This is a genomic window from Ignatzschineria sp. PL_is040 (genome assembly GCF_055813795.1).
In genome coordinates this window covers 1-17,003 of the sequence record NZ_JBVPGU010000001.1, presented here as the reverse complement: position 1 = coordinate 17,003, position 17,003 = coordinate 1, and the positions used below count along the sequence as shown (strand labels likewise).

At 38.2% G+C, this 17,003-nt stretch carries 12 protein-coding genes, 2 rRNA genes and 1 pseudogene; 3 read left to right on the top strand and 12 right to left on the bottom strand.

Features of this window, described 5'->3' with window-relative positions:
* Window positions 1-324 precede the first annotated feature (324 nt).
* Together AC0SAP_RS00075 and AC0SAP_RS00070 are read right to left on the bottom strand one after the other, a co-directional pair.
* A pseudogene (locus AC0SAP_RS00075) lies at window positions 325-1,974 on the bottom strand (ABC transporter substrate-binding protein); the annotation flags it as partial.
* Window positions 1,975-2,346: 372 nt separating this feature from the next.
* Complete coding sequence (locus AC0SAP_RS00070; RefSeq protein ID WP_473382276.1) at window positions 2,347-3,975, bottom strand: ABC transporter substrate-binding protein; 1,629 nt, start codon at window positions 3,973-3,975, stop codon at window positions 2,347-2,349.
* 751 nt (window positions 3,976-4,726) lie between these two features.
* On the opposite strand from AC0SAP_RS00070, the gene AC0SAP_RS00065 reads away from it, so the two are divergent.
* Window positions 4,727-4,927 (top strand): hypothetical protein, encoded by a 201-nt coding sequence (locus AC0SAP_RS00065; protein ID WP_473382275.1) that lies wholly within the window; start codon window positions 4,727-4,729, stop codon window positions 4,925-4,927.
* A 258-nt stretch (window positions 4,928-5,185) separates the two neighbouring features.
* Here the strand turns inward: AC0SAP_RS00065 and AC0SAP_RS00060 are convergent, their stop codons facing one another.
* From AC0SAP_RS00060 to pdxS, 5 genes are all read right to left on the bottom strand, one after another.
* The gene (locus AC0SAP_RS00060; protein WP_473382274.1) at window positions 5,186-5,659 is read right to left on the bottom strand and encodes a DIP1984 family protein; all 474 of its coding nucleotides are present in this window, start codon (window positions 5,657-5,659) and stop codon (window positions 5,186-5,188) included.
* Window positions 5,660-5,764: 105 nt separating this feature from the next.
* The gene (locus AC0SAP_RS00055; protein WP_473382273.1) at window positions 5,765-6,988 is read right to left on the bottom strand and encodes a beta-barrel domain-containing protein; all 1,224 of its coding nucleotides are present in this window, start codon (window positions 6,986-6,988) and stop codon (window positions 5,765-5,767) included.
* Window positions 6,989-7,114: 126 nt separating this feature from the next.
* Window positions 7,115-9,298: a type I secretion system permease/ATPase gene (locus AC0SAP_RS00050; RefSeq protein ID WP_286478808.1), complete on the bottom strand. Its 2,184-nt coding sequence runs from the start codon at window positions 9,296-9,298 to the stop codon at window positions 7,115-7,117.
* A gap of 371 nt (window positions 9,299-9,669) precedes the next feature.
* Window positions 9,670-11,124, bottom strand: a complete 1,455-nt coding sequence (locus AC0SAP_RS00045; RefSeq protein ID WP_473382272.1) for a TolC family protein — start codon at window positions 11,122-11,124, stop codon at window positions 9,670-9,672.
* 278 nt (window positions 11,125-11,402) lie between these two features.
* Entirely contained in the window at window positions 11,403-12,254 is an 852-nt protein-coding gene (pdxS, locus tag AC0SAP_RS00040; RefSeq protein ID WP_473382271.1) for a pyridoxal 5'-phosphate synthase lyase subunit PdxS, read from the bottom strand.
* 505 nt (window positions 12,255-12,759) lie between these two features.
* Between pdxS and AC0SAP_RS00035 the strand changes: the two genes are divergently transcribed.
* On the top strand, window positions 12,760-14,106 hold the full coding sequence (locus AC0SAP_RS00035; protein ID WP_473382270.1) for an aminotransferase-like domain-containing protein: 1,347 nt from the start codon (window positions 12,760-12,762) through the stop codon (window positions 14,104-14,106).
* On the opposite strand, the gene AC0SAP_RS00030 is transcribed toward AC0SAP_RS00035, so the two are convergent.
* From AC0SAP_RS00030 to AC0SAP_RS00020, 3 genes are all read right to left on the bottom strand, one after another.
* Entirely contained in the window at window positions 14,062-15,453 is a 1,392-nt protein-coding gene (locus AC0SAP_RS00030; RefSeq protein WP_473382268.1) for a sodium:solute symporter family transporter, read from the bottom strand. The genes AC0SAP_RS00035 and AC0SAP_RS00030 overlap by 45 nt on opposite strands.
* Before the next feature lie 69 nt (window positions 15,454-15,522).
* Window positions 15,523-15,750, bottom strand: a complete 228-nt coding sequence (locus AC0SAP_RS00025; RefSeq protein ID WP_473382267.1) for a hypothetical protein — start codon at window positions 15,748-15,750, stop codon at window positions 15,523-15,525.
* A 240-nt stretch (window positions 15,751-15,990) separates the two neighbouring features.
* Window positions 15,991-16,137, bottom strand: coding sequence for a hypothetical protein (locus AC0SAP_RS00020; protein ID WP_473382266.1), 147 nt, complete (start codon window positions 16,135-16,137; stop codon window positions 15,991-15,993).
* Window positions 16,138-16,167: 30 nt separating this feature from the next.
* Here AC0SAP_RS00020 and AC0SAP_RS00015 point away from each other — a divergent pair, with 30 nt between their 5' ends.
* Window positions 16,168-16,434 (top strand): hypothetical protein, encoded by a 267-nt coding sequence (locus AC0SAP_RS00015; protein ID WP_473382265.1) that lies wholly within the window; start codon window positions 16,168-16,170, stop codon window positions 16,432-16,434.
* A gap of 191 nt (window positions 16,435-16,625) precedes the next feature.
* Here the strand turns inward: AC0SAP_RS00015 and rrf are convergent.
* Window positions 16,626-16,740 (bottom strand): 5S ribosomal RNA (gene rrf / locus AC0SAP_RS00010).
* A 181-nt stretch (window positions 16,741-16,921) separates the two neighbouring features.
* Window positions 16,922-17,003 (bottom strand): 23S ribosomal RNA (locus AC0SAP_RS00005); the annotation flags it as partial.

The following is a 17,003-nucleotide window of genomic DNA, read 5'->3' as shown; positions in this document are numbered from 1 at the left end:
CTTAAATTCCCACTGATATTTGACTTAACTAACTTAATTTATTGGCTTATTGATCTAAAGAGCTAGGATAGCCTTATATAGATCAGCCTCAATAAGTTAAAACTTAGTTTCTATTTCGCATCACTGGGAAAATAGAGTGGTTTAAGGGGATTAGAGATGAAAGGTTTCAAGGCGCTAAAGCAACATCAAAAGAGGATTCTCTTGAACCTTTCAATCAATAGAGAATCTCTTCATAATTATCTCGCAGTTAACTCGCTATTACTTCGCTTTACTCTCACTAAGAGAACGGTGAGAAGAGAGATCATTTCTCTGATTACTATCATCATGATCCATAATATAGAGGTCCTTCGTGTAGTAATATCCTAACTGATTCTTCCCAGTATATCCGCCAACATGAGGCTTAACTAAACGCAGATTTGCAAAATAGAAGATTGGAATAATCACAGAATCCTGATCTAACTTCTCTTCTGCAACTTGATAGAAATGAGCTCGCTCTTGATCATCTTTCGCTGTTAAGGTCTGCCTCATCAACTGATCAAATTCATCGCTCTTATAATGAACGGTATTAACACTACTATCCCCTATCATCATATTTAAAAAGCTCGATGGCTCATTGTAATCAGCACACCACGAAGCTCGGACAACATCATAATTTCCAGCACGACGACTATCTGCATAAGTCTTCCACTCCCGATTATCTAGTGTCATCTCTACACCCGCATTCTGCTTAAGAAGTGAAGCTGCGGCAACGCCCATCTTTTTGTGAAGATCAGAGGTGTTATAGAGCAGTTTAATTTTTAAGGGATTAGATTCATCATAGCCTGCCTCTTTTAAGAGCGCTTTTGCTCGTGCACTACGCTCTTCCATCGGCTGATTAAACCATTCTGGAATCGTCAATTCCTCAATGCCGGCAATATAAGGAGGGGTAAAACTATAAGCGGGTAGATCACCTTGTGCTTTTACCCGATTTGTTAATAATTCTTGATCAAGCGCTAACTTTAACGCCTCCCTTACTCTAATATCAGTAAAAGGCTCCCGGCTATTATTAATCCCATAATAATAGGTGCAAAGATAAGGACTTACCTTAATCTCATTTGGAATCTCTGCCTGTAACTTCTGAAAAAAATCGATAGGAATATTGGCAGTAATATCGATCTCTCCGGCACGATAACGCTGTGCTTCTGTCACTTCTGAGGTAATCGGTAAAAATAGCACCTCATCAATCACCGTATTATCATTATCCCAATATGCTTGATTTCTTTTTAGTTTAATAAATTCATTTACTTGCCACTGCGCCAATTGATACGCGCCATTTCCTACAAAATGTCCAACATTGGTCCATTGATCACCATATTTTTCTATCACTTTTTGAGGAACAGGCGACATCGCCGTATGTGCTAAAAGTTGCGGAAAATAGGGGACAGCAGTTGATAATCTCACCTCTAATGTCTCATCATCTAGCGCTTTAACACCAAGATCATCTGCCGGCTTCTCTCCTAAAATAACATCGTCAATATTCTCAATGTGTGCATATTGCAGATAACTGGCATAAGGGGAACCCGTTGCCGGATCTGCTAATCGTTTCCATGAATACTCAAAATCTGATGCCGTAATAGGATCTCCATTAGACCACTTAAGATCTGGTTTTAACTTGAAACGCCAAACGATAAAGTCCTCATTCTCCCAGGACTTTGCCACTCGAGGTTCCATCTCCCCATCATCATTGATAATCACAAGTCCTTCAAAGAGATCTCGAGATAGGTGAGACTCGGCAACGCCTTCAATTTTGTGTGGATCCAATGATTGAGGCTCAGTACCATTATTGCGAACTAGACGCTGTTGATCTGCCAACTTAACTCCCTCAGGAACAATTGCAGAAGAGGCTAACTCAACTGAAGCTCCCCAAAGCGCAAATCCTACAGCAAGCGGCAGTAATGCCAAACGCCCTTTATAAAAACGATTTTTCTGCTCCATCGTCATATCTCCTTTTAAGACTTTTTTAAATCTCTCTAAATTCTCTCTGAAATATCCTTAAGACCTTGATAACTTACTCTTTATAACTAATTCCCTCTTCCTCGATTCTTCTCTCTTCTCTCTTCTTTTCTATCATACTTTCAATATTATGCGCCAATACTAGGTGTACAACACCCTATGCTAATAGCATTAACATTATTTTTAATACTATTAAAAAAAGCAGCCAAAATGGAAGACTCCATTCAGCTGCTTTTCTACTTGCTCATCGTAAAAACCATGTAATGAATAGATCGATAGATCAATATAGAGATATACCGATATCGACAAAACAAGATGATTAGCGCAATATGATTAGCGATTAACGATTAGTAATTAATGCTCAATAATATACATATCTTTCGTATAAGCATAACCTAGCGGATTGTTAACGCTATAACCGCCCACATAGGGTTTTACTAAACGAGGAGAGACATAGTAGTAGATAGGAACTAATGCACTATCTTCATCAAGAATTCTCTCAGCTTCTTGATATGCTTTTACGCGATCATCTTCTGTCGCTGCGGTAATACTTTTACGCATTGCGGCATCAAATTCATCACTCTTATAGTGAGAGGTATTATTACTACTAGTAGAGAGCATAATATTTAAGAAACTTGATGGCTCATTATAATCAGCACACCAACCTGCTCTCGCCACTTCATAATTCCCTTGATGACGACTATCTAAGAATGTTTTCCACTCTTGATTCTCAAGCTTTACTTCAATGCCGGCATTCTGTTTTAAGATCGATGCCGCGGCGATTGCCACCTTTCTATGCGCCTCAGAAGTATTATAGAGTAGTGTAAATGAGAGCGGATTACCAGGACCATATCCTGCATCTGCTAAGAGTTGTTTTGCCTTCTCATTACGCTCCTTCTGTGTAAGCTGGAACCACTCTGGCTCAATCGCTTCCATATCAACTGTTGAAGGCGGAGTAAAACCGAAGGCCGGCGTCTGTCCTTGTCCCATGACTTTATTTGCAATAATATCACGATCAAGCGCCAACTTAACAGCCGCTCTTACCCGTGCATCATCAAAAGGTGCTTGCTCATTATTAATTTCATAATAGTAAGTACAGAGTGATGGAGAAATCTTCACCTCATCTGGGATATCACGTTGCAATCTCGAGAAGAGATCTACGGGGATTGCATTATTGGTCATATCCACTTCGCCACTACGATAACGATTCACATCGGTAACCTCTGAAGGGATCGCGAGGAACGTTACTTCATCGATCACAGTCTTATCGTTATCCCAATACTGATCGTTGCGCTCAAGAACAATACGCTCATTCACAACCCAATCTTTTAATTTATAAGCACCATTGCTGACAAAATTCTTCGGTGAAGTCCATTGATTACCATACTTCTCAACAGTTGCGCGATGAACAGGAACAGTTGATGTATGCCCTACCAATTTATCAATATAGGGGATCGGCTCACTTAACGTAATTTCAAATGTATGGTCATCTAGAGCACGGACACCTAATGTATCAGGATCTGCTTTACCATTGACAATATCATCGACATTTTCAACATGGGCATATTGAAGATAACTTGCATAAGGAGATGCGGTGTTTGGATCAACTAAACGTTTCCATGAGTAGACAAAATCTTCCGCAGTGACTGGATCACCATTAGACCATTTCGCATCTTTGCGCAGATTAAAGCGCCAAACACGATAATCATCACTCTCCCAAGATTCAGCAACTCCAGGACGGATCTCACCATTGAGGTCGATATTGACAAGGCCTTCAAATTGATCACGTGCTAAGTTTGCCTCCGGCACCCCTTCAATTTTATGAGGATCAAGTGATTGCGGCTCTGCACCATTATTTCGTATCAGTTTCTGCTCTTTATGGAGTTTAGTACCTTCCGGCACCTCTGCCGCAACGGCACCACTTACTGCCATTGTCGCAATTAATGCCGACGCCAATAGACTCTTTGCAAATCCTTTTTTCATAATCTCTCCTAACATAGTGATAAAAGCGGGGGGCTTAAAATCCATCAGAATCTATAAGATCAGACTCATATAAGATTTAGTAAGTTTTAATAAGATTAAATACGATAGATTAAATACGATAGATTAAATAAGATAGATTAAATAAAGTTAACTTAATTAGACCTCACTTATTAGACACAACTGATATAGAGAGACTTGATCATCAACTATTATCAATCCCCAATAAGAATTGCCAAATAAGAGTTTCCTATAAAAATCTGATTAAACGATAATCTAATCCAATTCTATTTCACCACTTTTATATTTAATTTTTAACATTTTCACTATAGCACGGGATAAAAAAGATAAAAGTATTCCACTTCAAAAGAGTGAACAAATAAGACGCAAACTTCAGAGATTAGATCAATAAATCACAATTAATAAGAGCAAAATCGTTATGCAGTAAAAATCGTTCGAAATTTTCAATCAATAGTGCTAACAACTCTAACTACCCTCTCTAACCTGCTTTAATAAAAACAGATGATAGTTTGAACCAAGGTAAATCTCGGTTCAAATCTTTATACTAATTTATACTGTTTTATCATACTGTCTTATACTACTTAAAGAGACTTAAAGAGACTTAAAGAGACTTAAAGAGACTTAAAGAGACTTAAAGAGACTTAAACTTAAGAAACAGAATGACAGGATTGTAGGATTGCAAGATTGCAAAACTCTATTAAATAGAGACAATAAATTCAGATAAAAGGAACTGATGATGAAGATTAACATGAATCTAACCCCCATGAAAAAAGGTCGACTCCTTATTACAACTATTGCAACCGCTCTTCTTTTAAGCGCATGTGCTCAAGGCGTTGATGCAGCTAAACGATTAGAAAAGTGTGTCATTGATGGCAATCAAAACAATAACTGTGAGCTCTCCACTTTAGAAGGAAAAGACGAAAGTAATAAATAGATAGCATAAATAGATCGGCATAAAAAATCCCTAGCCTCTAAAACTCTACAATAGAATCTTAAAAGCTAGGGATACCCCGCTCCCACCCATATAGAGAATCAGTATATGGTAGTCAATAGTCAAGTGTTACTTGTTCTGTGGCTTTGCCACGGAGTTAACTGTTCTTAACGTTAATTGTTAAAGGATGCATGGTTAATGCTATGACAGTTATCAGTTTTATACTCGCCTTCTCTATATTGCCATAGTCTAATTGTACCTCTAAAGTAGTTCTGTACGCCAATTAATTGCTTGTATCTGATTATCAAGCTCACGCCATGCTTTAGAGAGCTGATCATATTCTTTACTAAGCAACTCAACATTCACGACAGAGATAAACTTAATTTCAGACATACTATAACGATTACTATTTTCTGAAGCTTTATCGATCATCTGTTGCACAACCTGACGCTTTTTCATCAAATTTTCTCGCTCAATGAGTGCTTCCGACAACTTCTTATCCTTATCAAAATCCGTTACAAGATTGGTTTTATTAATTCGCTCGATCAGAACACCTAATGCATCTATTGCCGTAAAGAGCTCCTTTTTCAAGCTATTAGGTGAGAGCGCTGGCTCATCACCTTCTTGGACCTTAATATTATCGCCTAGACGCGTTGTTAATTGTGCGATTCTTGTCTGTAGATCGGCACGATTATTGAGTGCTTCTCCTAATGTTATAGCTCCAGTTTCTCTCATTCTTTCTCACTTATCTATCTTGTCTATCTTGCCATCTTATCAACCTTCTAAAAGAAGGCTAATGAGAAATACTCTATTTTGTATCTTACAACCTTCCGTTATTGCTTAACGCTCTCTTAAGGCTTCTTTCACACGACCAAAAGGTTTCATAAGATAATCAAACACAGTTTTATCGCCCGTTTTAATATCAACTGTAGCAATCATCCCCGGCACGATGGGAAACTCTTTACCGCTCTTTTTATCAACCAAAGAATCTGTCTCTGTTCTAATAAAAACACGGTAATAAAAGACATCTGGTTTTGTCTCATCTTGAATTGTATCAGGAGAGATAACGGTTACTTTTCCATCTAATCCACCAAAGATAGAGTAATCATAGGCTGTAATTTTCACTTTAGCTTCTTGACCTGGGTGAATATAAGCGATATCTCGCGGAGAGATACGCGCCTCAATTAAAAGCTGATCATCTAATGGAACAATTTGCATTAACTCTCCATTAGGTGGTACAACTCCCCCGCGAGTAGTCAATATGACATCCTTAACAACACCCCGAACAGGAGAGCGTAACGTTAAACGGGAAAGTGAATCCTCTCGCCCCCTGACGACAGACTCCAACGACTCCGCTTCTGCCTGAACTTTACTCAGCCCTTCCCGAGCTTGTACCATATACTCAGAGAGTTTATCAGTAATTTGAGACTCTAAATCGACTACTTGTCTTTGTAATTTTAAAACATCAACATTACTCGCAGCTCCCTGTTGCGCTAAAGCTTGGGTCAATTGGAGCTCAGATTTTACCAATGCAAGTGACTGCTCTAAACCACGAACAGATTCTTCCAACGCTTTTCTTCTAGTTTCATAAAGACGAGTCTCTGCTTGGATCAACTCAGGAAAAGCATCAAGTTCATCTGGAAAATCTAACTCACTATGATCCACTTCTGCCTCAAGACGTGCAATACTGGCAAGCGCAGCACGATACTTCGACGCACTCTCCTCAACAGTGGCTTCAGTTTTAGTTAAATCGAGTTGCGCTAAAACCTGCCCTTTATCAACAATATCCCCTTCACGCACATAAAGCTCAGAGATAATCCCCCCTTCCAAGGATTGAATAACCTGCTCACGAGAGGTGGGAACAACTTTTCCAGACCCAGTTGAAACCTCTACAATTTCAGCAAAATAAGCCCACACTATTAGTGCTACTAGTAGCAGTAAAAAAGCCCAAATAATACGGGAAGATTTTACTATTTCAGACTCCCCAATATGATCTTTATAACGTCTCTGATCTTCTTCATAATCTAATAATAAAAGATCACGTTTTTCATCGGTTTTACTCATATAAACCTCTTAAATTCTTCTAATACTCGTAGAGAAGATTAGTTTCTATCATTCTGATAGCACTAATCATTCCATAATTATCACTAAAACTATCTATTTAGTATGATCGGTTTCTCTACTCAAGACCTACTTCTTCCCCGATAATTGTGCTAGCACTTTCTCTTTAGATCCATCTAATACAATTCGACCATTGTTAATCACAACAATACGATCCATAAGATTTACAACGCTCATCTTATGTGTCGCTACAATCAGAGTTTTTCCAATACTCCAACCCTCTAATGCCGAGATAAAGCTCTTCTCTGTTACATCATCAAGCGCTGAAGTTGGTTCATCTAAGAGTGCAATATGGGGGTTACGAATAAAGAGTCTTGCCAATAACAGGGATTGCTTTTGTCCTCCAGATAGACCATGTCCACCTTCCGCAATAACGTAATCTAAACCTGTTGGTAGTTGACTGATAAAGCTTGCTGCTCCGGTCATATTCAGTGCATGAAGTAGACTCTCATCAGTTGCTAAAGGAGCACCAAAAAGCAGATTTTCTCGAATTGTCCCATGAAATAATCGAGAGTTTTGACTCATCAATCCCACGTCCCGACGCACATCGGCAGGATCTATATGGGATAAGCTTACCCCATCGAGCGTGACCACGCCCCCCTTAGGAGTTAACAATCCTGAAAGGACCTGTAAAAGGGTTGATTTTCCGGCACCATTGCGACCTAAAACTGCAATTTTCTCTCCCGGCTTAATCTCTAAGTTCTCGATGGTTAATGATGGCTCTTGACTCTCTGCATGATAGAAGAACTGTGCATTTTTAATCTGATAATGGCCGGCGATTGCACTCTTATGGACTCGTTTCTCTCCAGGCGGATGATCCACAGGAAGCTCCATTAGTTGATTAATCCCTGCTAAAGCGACTTTTGCCTGTTGCCAGCGATTTAAAACTTGCGTAATTCCCGCCATAGGTGCGATCATTCTTCCGCCTAAAATAGAGGCAGCAATGAGTGAACCCGTTGTTAAATCCCCCTCCATTACCATAGGTGCACCAAATAATACAATCACAGCGAAGGCCGATGTTTGTATACTTTGCGTCCAACTATTGAGGGTACTAATCAAGGAGCGCAGTTGAAGATTAACATCAGCTGAAACAGCATTATAGTTATTCCATTGTGTCTGAAAACGATGTTCCGCTTGCAACGTCTTAATATCCTCATTGCCCTGTATCGCTTCTACTAGCATTGCATTTCTAAGCGCTGACTCCCTCATTGCCTGATTGGCAAAAGCGCGTAATTTCTTTTGGGCTAAAATTCCAGGTAGAACCATCAAGATCACAGCACCAATAGGAATCCATACTAAAGATCCAGCGATATACCAGAAGACAAAGCAGAAGAGAAAGAAGAAAGGCATATCAGCAAATGCTGTGACAGTGGTCGATGTTAACAACTCACGAACACTATCTAATTCCCTCACTTGAGAGATAAATGTCCCGGTAGATTTAGGTCGATGCATATTATTGATACGCAACACATGACCAAATACACGATCTGAAATGCGCATATCTGCCCTTTTCCCTAAAAGATCGGTTACTCTCGTCCGCAATTTTCGCATAATAAAGCCAAAAATAATGGCAACTAAAACACCACTAAAGAGAACATAAAGCGTGGGATAAGATTCAGCAGGAATAACCCTATCATAAACTTGTCGAGTAAAGAGAATCCCCGCTAATGCCAATACGTTCACAACGAAAGAAGCAATAAAGATATGGCTATAGGGCTTCCAATCTTTTATTACAATCTTTCTAAACCAACTGCGGTCATGAGGCTTAACATACTCATCAACCCTTGCATCTCTAACGGTATGTGTTGGTCTTAAAACAACGGCTAATGTGGCATTTTCTAAAAGGTCTTTTCGACTAATTCGACTCTTCAGACCCCCATCACCACTATAAGTAATACCAAGGTCACCATCTTTATCGATCGCATCAATAACACCGATCTGACCCTCTTTTAGTTGAACAACTAGGGGTAAACGCCAGACAGACAGTTCAGAGTCCTCTAATTTTATAACACTAAAACTCAAACCCGCCTGACGAGCAATACTTCGCAATACATCACTAATCGGCCTATCGCTAAGCCAGTGGCTTGTCAATAAGATATTCTCTTTCGAACACTCTATACGATAATGCTTAGCCACCATTAAAATGGCTTCAATCCATGAACCATAATCTCGATTATCTGGTTCACTAACTGTTTCCACTACTTCTTCTGTGACTTCTTCCGTTACTGCTTCAATATTTTCGTTCTTGTTCACAAATTTACTTCCAATATTAATAATTAATTCCGAGTGATAGAACAGATCTAAACACAGTCAATTTTATTTTTTATTATACTATTTTGATGAATATCAATATACAATTTATTCAAGATCATCAATAATTCATCTCTTTTTGCTATAAAGAAAAATAATATCAATAATTAAAATAATGATAACAATGAAAATAACAAAGATATTTGTTCTACATTTAAAAAGAAAAATCTGTCAATTTCATTAAAGATTGACAGATTATAATAATATGTTTATATATAATATATATATTAATTAATGTATTAATTACATATCAATTACATATCAACTATATATCAATTAATCACTGATAAAAACTTAATCATCAGCACCATTTATCAGCGATATTGATTAATGCCTAAGCTTTTACCTAATTGACCTTGATAAAATGCACAATCTAATTGCGCTTGAATGATATCGAGTTGATTATTAACAACATCAACCTGAGCTTGATGATATTCTCGCTCAGAATTTAATAAATCAACTAACGTTCTAGTCCCTAACTCTAAATATTGTTTCTTATACAACTCTTTAGTATGTTTAAGATTATCAACGCGTTGCATCAAGAGATTTTTCCGCTTATGGAGGTTTTCTAAATTGACTTGAGTATCGCTCAATTTTTGACTCACATCTAATTGAACCTCAGCTTTTCTAGCGTCAGCGGACTGTACTCGATTCGCAGCTGCTCGCTTACTAGCTGACAATCCCCCACCTTGATATACCGGCATCGTCACATTAAGACTCATGGTAGAATCAATGCGCGAACCATAACGAGGCGTAGCATTGAGTGCTCTTGATGCATTTCCTCTTAATAAAATAGTTGGTAGCTCATCTGCTTTTGCCCTTTCAAGCTCGGCAAGCGCCCGTTCAGCCTCCAACTCTGCTACTTGATATGCGGGAATAGCACTCCAATTAGGTTCAACGTCACATGCTAAAGAGAGGCCGGCAGGAAGCGATCCAATCGTTGCATCACTCAATTGAGGTTGACCGATAATAATCCCTAATGTTCTCAAAACTGTTTGATGCTGGGTTGCAACATCTAGCTCTTCAGATAGAACATCATCTAAACGTGACTTTGCTTGATAAACATCAGAAAGATTACTAGCACCCTTCTCATATCTCTCTTCAACTAGTTTTCCTAATGCCGCAATTCTTTGTACTTGATCTTGAGATAACTGCATCAACTTTTTATAACGATCTACAGCAACAACTGTCAATGCGGCGATATGCATTAGCTCTTCATTCGTCATTGATGTATAAGCTTTTGCCGTCAAATAACTATACTCTGCACTCTTAACTGCACTTGATCTTTTACCAAAATCATAGAGAACTTGCTCTATTTCAAGATTGATATCTTGTAAAAACTCACGATCATAACGATCTGAACGATTACTATCCCTGCGCATTCCAATCCCCCCATTAATTTGAGGGTAATATTTCGATTCCGCAACTGCAATTAACTCCTCTTCGGTACGCTCTTCTCCTTTCGCTTGAGCTACACGAGGGTGAAATAGAATGATTTCTTGAGCAGCATCAACAAGAGTAATGCTACTGCCTCTCTTCTTATGATTCGCCTTCTCATTCTTCTCATCTAGCTTTAGCTGATTCGATTTTTGAACTTTCTGCTCTAGTTGTTTCGATAAAGCTAATAATTTTTGCGCTTCTGCACTATCAACCTCTTTTATCTCAATCTCTTGAGGATTAAGCGAAGGGCTATTACTGTTGGCACAAGAAGCTAATATTATACTTCCGAGGATAATAGTTATTCTTTTAACAAAAGGCATACTTTTCATTGGAATCCATTAAAATTGAAACTTGAATCTATAAGGCTCTTTCAATCAATTGCTCCCTATAGATTCTGTTATAAATCAAAATCTCTTAGATCGAAGATTATAGCTTATTATAGAAAGATATAGTAAAAAGATATAGTAAAATTATCCCCCCATTAATCCCAATAGATACAAACAAATAGAATAGAGTTTACTACTCACATAAAAAAGCTAGATAGATGATTCTCTATCTAGCCCGTCTAAAGTCATTTATCGATATGACTATATGATTTTTACCAAGATTATCGACCTGCCATAATCTCATCAGTTGGGATTTTTGAGATTTCAAGGCCACTCATTGGGGTCCCTAAATTTTTAGAAAGTTGTACTAAGAGCTCAAAATCCTCATAATTTTTAGTCGCTTGCACAATAGCAGATGCAAACTTCTCAGGATTTTCAGATTTAAAGATACCGGATCCTACAAATACTCCATCAGCACCTAAAAGCATCATTAATACAGCATCAGCAGGTGTTGCAACGCCTCCTGCCGCATAGTTAACAACCGGTAACCGTCCTAATCGTTTCACCTCTTTCACTAATTCATAAGGTGCTTGATGATCTCGTGCAAAAACCATTAGCTCATCATCAGCCATATTCACTAACTGACGAATTTCAGCATTCACTTCACGCATATGACGTACAGCTTCAACAATATTTCCTGTCCCGGGCTCACCCTTAGTTCTAAGCATTTTTGCACCCTCACCTAAACGACGTAATGCTTCACCAAGATTGCGGCACCCACAAACAAAAGGAACTCGGTAATCACTTTTTAAAAGATGGTAAACATCATCTGCCGGCGTTAACACCTCACTCTCATCAATATAATCAATATTCATCGCTTCTAAGATTCTAGCTTCAGCAATATGACCTATACGAACCTTTGCCATCACAGGAATTGATACTGCATTTTGAATTGACTCAATCAATGCTGGATCTGTTGTTCTTGCAACTCCCCCCTCTTTACGAATATCAGAAGGTACTCGCTCTAATGCCATCACTGCACAAGCCCCTGCAGCTTCTGCAACTTTAGCCTCTTCAACATTCACAACATCCATAATCACGCCACGTTTAGGCATTTCGATAAATTGACTCATTTTCTCTCCTTCATAGTAGATATTATATTAAATAGCTTTAAGTAGTTGTTATCACATGACTGCCAATTACTATCTGATATATGATTTTTATATATTTATTAATAATTGAAAATATTGTTTCTTGACAACTATTGTTTATTGATAACATTATTCATAAATTAACATCGCTGTTAAATAGCCATTCAATAGCTATCCAACAGCCAATAAGATAGTTATAAGTGGGATATAGATGGAATATTAGATGGTCTATATGAGTAGTAATAGCCACACTTATTCGCCACTTTTATCAAACAATCCCTACGATATAGAACTTTTTCAATCTATAAAAGAGCCATTTGGATGAGTTTATACCCATCCATTTAAAGCCGATATAATCTCTGGTAAATTAAACAGTAAAGAAGGAGATTATTTTTAATAAATGATCTCCAAAATAAGAAGAGATCCCCCTCTCGCCTCTCCCTCAATGACAATTTAATTGTCAAATAACTCAAAGAACAATTGCCCCATGCATTTTGACATCAAAAGAAATAGCAAAAAACCTCTCTATCAACAAATCATCGAATCTATCGAAGAAGCCTTAATAGCAGGAAAAATATTACCGGGAGAGAAACTCCCTTCCGAAAGAGAACTTAGCCAATTCTTTTCTGTCAATCGATCGACTGTTGTAAGAGCAATGGAAGAACTTCATGAACGTCGCCTTATTATCCGAAAAGTAGGCTCCGGCACCTATATTAATCCACAGAAGTGGGGTCAATTTTCAAAACCGAGATTACAGTGGAATGGCCCATTTAATAGAGAGATCTTCCAACCAAAAGTGAAATATGATCTCACAAATGGCGATCTTCCAATAGAACTCTACCCTTCTCTTCAGCTACCTGAAATTGATTGGCAATTGCTATTAAATGCCGAGCGAGAGCAAGAATCGATGCGGCTCGGTACAAGAGACTTAAGATCTGCAGTTCAACGTTATCTTAAAAGAAGCCACCAATGGGAAGTGCCTATTGAGGAGATTATGATTACCTCAGGCACACAGCAAGCGCTCTCACTTATAGCGCTTGGACTCTTAAAAAGTGGAGATTCTATCGCTATTGAAAATCCATCCTATTTCTACTCGCTCTCCATCTTTCAAGCTTTAGGTATTCGAATATATGGGATCCCCATGGACCAAGAAGGTGTCATCATTTCAAAGCTTGATCAATTACTCTATAAACATAGAATCAAAATGATCTTCATCAATCCTATTTTTCATAATCCTACAGGTCGAGTCATATCGTCTCAAAGAAGAGAAGCATTAATAGCTTATTGTCATCGAAAACAGCTACCGATTGTCGAAGATGACGCTTATGGTCAATTAACATTCTACAACTATATCGATAATCGACCGCTAAAAATGACAGATAAAAATCATGATATATTTTATTTAGGCTCTCTCTCAAAGTATCTAGGAAAATCAATTCGTATAGGTTGGATGGTTGCGCCCCGTTCTATCATCGAAAACTTAGCCAATATCCGGCAACAGCTTGATTCAGGCTTAAGCTCCCTTCCACAATATATGGCAGAGTATTATCTTGAACATTATGCAAATCAGCATGAGTTAAAATTACAGCAAGCTCTAAAAATAAGAGCAGATCGCCTTGTCAATTGGCTCGATAAAAACTTAACTGATCTTATAACTTATCAGATCCCTCAAGGAGGATTTCACCTCTATGCAACACTAAAATCGAAAAGCTCACAAAAACTGGTAGAAAAAAGATTATCAGAACTCAAAATAAAAGGGATTCAAGATAGTTACTTTGGCGGCGAAGGCTTAGCTTATCGCTTCTCTTTCCCCCACTTCTTGCTCTCGGAATAACCACAAGACTACGAGTGTTAATGGCAAGATAAAAAGCGTGGGGCTACGATAACTATAAAGAGAATGAAAAGAGAAGATATCAACCCAGACAGTATCACTAAAAATCAGAAAGAGCAAAACACCCAATGTACCTACTAAAAGTGCATAAAATGCTCCTTTTTCACTATAGCCTTTTAGATAAAATCGCCCTAACATCACCGGAAAGTGGGCACTTGCTACCCATGAAAATGCAAGTCCAAAAAGAAAAGCAAGATTCATCTCTCTAAAAAAATAAGCAAGTATCGCACCAAAAATAAAGATCATTAATACGGCTAAACGAGCAATGATCAGCTGCCAAACCTCACTTAACTGCTGCTCGGTTTTTAATAATGGTAATAGATCATGAGTCACCGTCGCACTAGCAGCCATGACAATACCAGAGATAACTGCTAATACTGTAATAAGAACCAATATTGCTAAAATCGTTTGAAAGAGACCTCCACCTAATAGAGAAGCTAAATGAAGTAGCGTCATATTTGCCCCTCCTGTTAACTGCTCTCCTTCTAATAAAACTACAGCACCAAATCCAATGATGAGATTAAGAATAAAAAAGATTGCGATCAGTAGCGTTGTTCCTGCCGCTGAAAAGAGCGCAACAGATTGATCTTTAACTGTAAAAAAGCGCATTAAAATATGGGGCAAGCCTAATAAACCTAATAATAATCCTAATATTAATGAGATTTGCTCAATTCCTGAGCTAATAGCGCTACTTGGCATCAAGTAATCAAAAGAGGTAACGGCCGCAACACGCAGAAATAATTCTTCAAATGAGAAATTCACTCTCTTCAAAACTAAAAAGAGCAATGTAAAGGCAAATAGAAATAGTAATAGCGCTTTAATACTTTGAATAAACGTTGTTGCTCTCATGCCCCCCACTAAAACAATAAAAAGTGTTAAAAGAGATATAACTAATAATGCGCTTACAAAGGTTAAATCTAGTAGTAGAGTAAGTAATGCGCTAGCCCCCACCAATTGTACTAACAGATAAAATATCGATATGAGAAGACTTGTCACTCCACTTAAAACTTTTAATCTTCGACTATTAAATGAGGTATTAATTACATCAGAGAAAGTAAAGGCACCAGTAGCCCTTAATTTATCGGAAAAGAAGAGGAGTAATAAAACCCATCCTAGTAGTGTTGCCACTGCATAGAAGAGAGAATCCATTCCCTGGGTAAAATACATTGCTATCGAGCCCAAAAAAGCTGCTGCAGAGAGATAATCTCCAGCCAGCGCAAATGAGTTTTGCAATACACCTATCGATCGATCAGCTAAAAAATAGCGGGTCACACTTCTACTTTGATGCATCATTATTCCCTGTAGTTCTATAAACTTTATTCATCAACTTCCTATCTCATACTCATTAAGGGAGCACTATTATCGATCATCCTTTATTTGCAAATCTCTATTTAAAAAATAGAGTAACGCATAAAAAAGAGCAATAAAAGCCCCCCATAACATCACTACCACACCGCCTAAAATAGAATAAGGGACGCCCCATATAAAATGAGTTGCCATAAATTGTGGCCAAAAGGAGAGACCAATGTAATAGATAATCATTGGAAAAAGGGCAAGAAATGCTAATAAAATTCGATATTGTTTCATTTAAAACGTCATAACATAAAAGGAATTATTGAGGTCTACATAAAATATTAGAGCTGAGATATAAAATATGTACCATTGTATCAATCTTCGAACTCCAAAATCATCTTAACTCTACTGGAAATTAGCCCTAATTTTAAGAGAGCATCTACTACAGACCTCCTCTAACAATACCAATAAAGTTATTATTTCAAACTTTTCCTCTGATATTTTTATAAGTCCCAATCTTAAAACAAATAGAAGCTACTGAGTTGCCCGGCTCACCATCGCATTTTTCCAGAAATCGCGTGCCGGCAATGGGCATTGAAAATGCCCAAACTGCAAGCATGCACTGGCTAAAAGAATGAAATAGTCGGTTCCCACCGATCCACAGATCTTCTTAAGAATCATAAAAATGATTCATTGAAACAATAGAAGCTGATGAATTGCCGGAACTCACCATCCCATTTTTCCATCAATCTCATGCCGGCAATGGGCATCGAAGATACCAACTGGCGGGCATACACCGGCAAAAATAACGATACAGTCGGCTCCCGCCGATCCACAGATCTTCTTAAGAATCATCAAAATGATTCATTGAAACAACAGAAGCTGATGAGTTGCCGGTCTTCACTATCCCGTTCTTTCAAAAACTTCGTGCCGGCAAAGGGCATCAAAATACCCAAACTGCGGGCATGCATCGGTTAAAAGAACGAAATAGTCGGTTCCCGCAGCTCCATGAATCTTCTTAAGGAGAAAACATCCAGGATTGTTAGTAGCAACTCATCATCCTTCTTTCTATTGATTCTATTGAATAAAGAGAAATCACTTAAAAAATACTTAAAAAATCCAGACAAAGAAAAAGCTCCTAGCTAATTAGCTAGGAGCTCTTAATGAAGCCCTGGGGTTGACCTACTCTCACATGGGATCTCCCACACTACCATCGGCGCTGCTACGTTTCACTTCTGAGTTCGGGATGGGATCAGGTGGTTCCATAGCGCTATTTTCCCCAGGAAAACTGGCTTGTGCTTGAAGTGCCGATGCATTTTGCATTTTATTTTGCACTCCACTCACGAATAAATTTGATTAGTTGGTATTGTAACAGCAATGTCAGATTGAATTGCTTAAGTTGTTGTATTCGCGTCAACTTTGGAAACGATCATGTCTCGTATCAAAATTGTCTAAGACCTATTATATGGTCAAGCCTCACGGTCAATTAGTATTGGTAAGCTCAATGCATTACTGCACTTACACACCCAACCTATCAACGTCGTAGT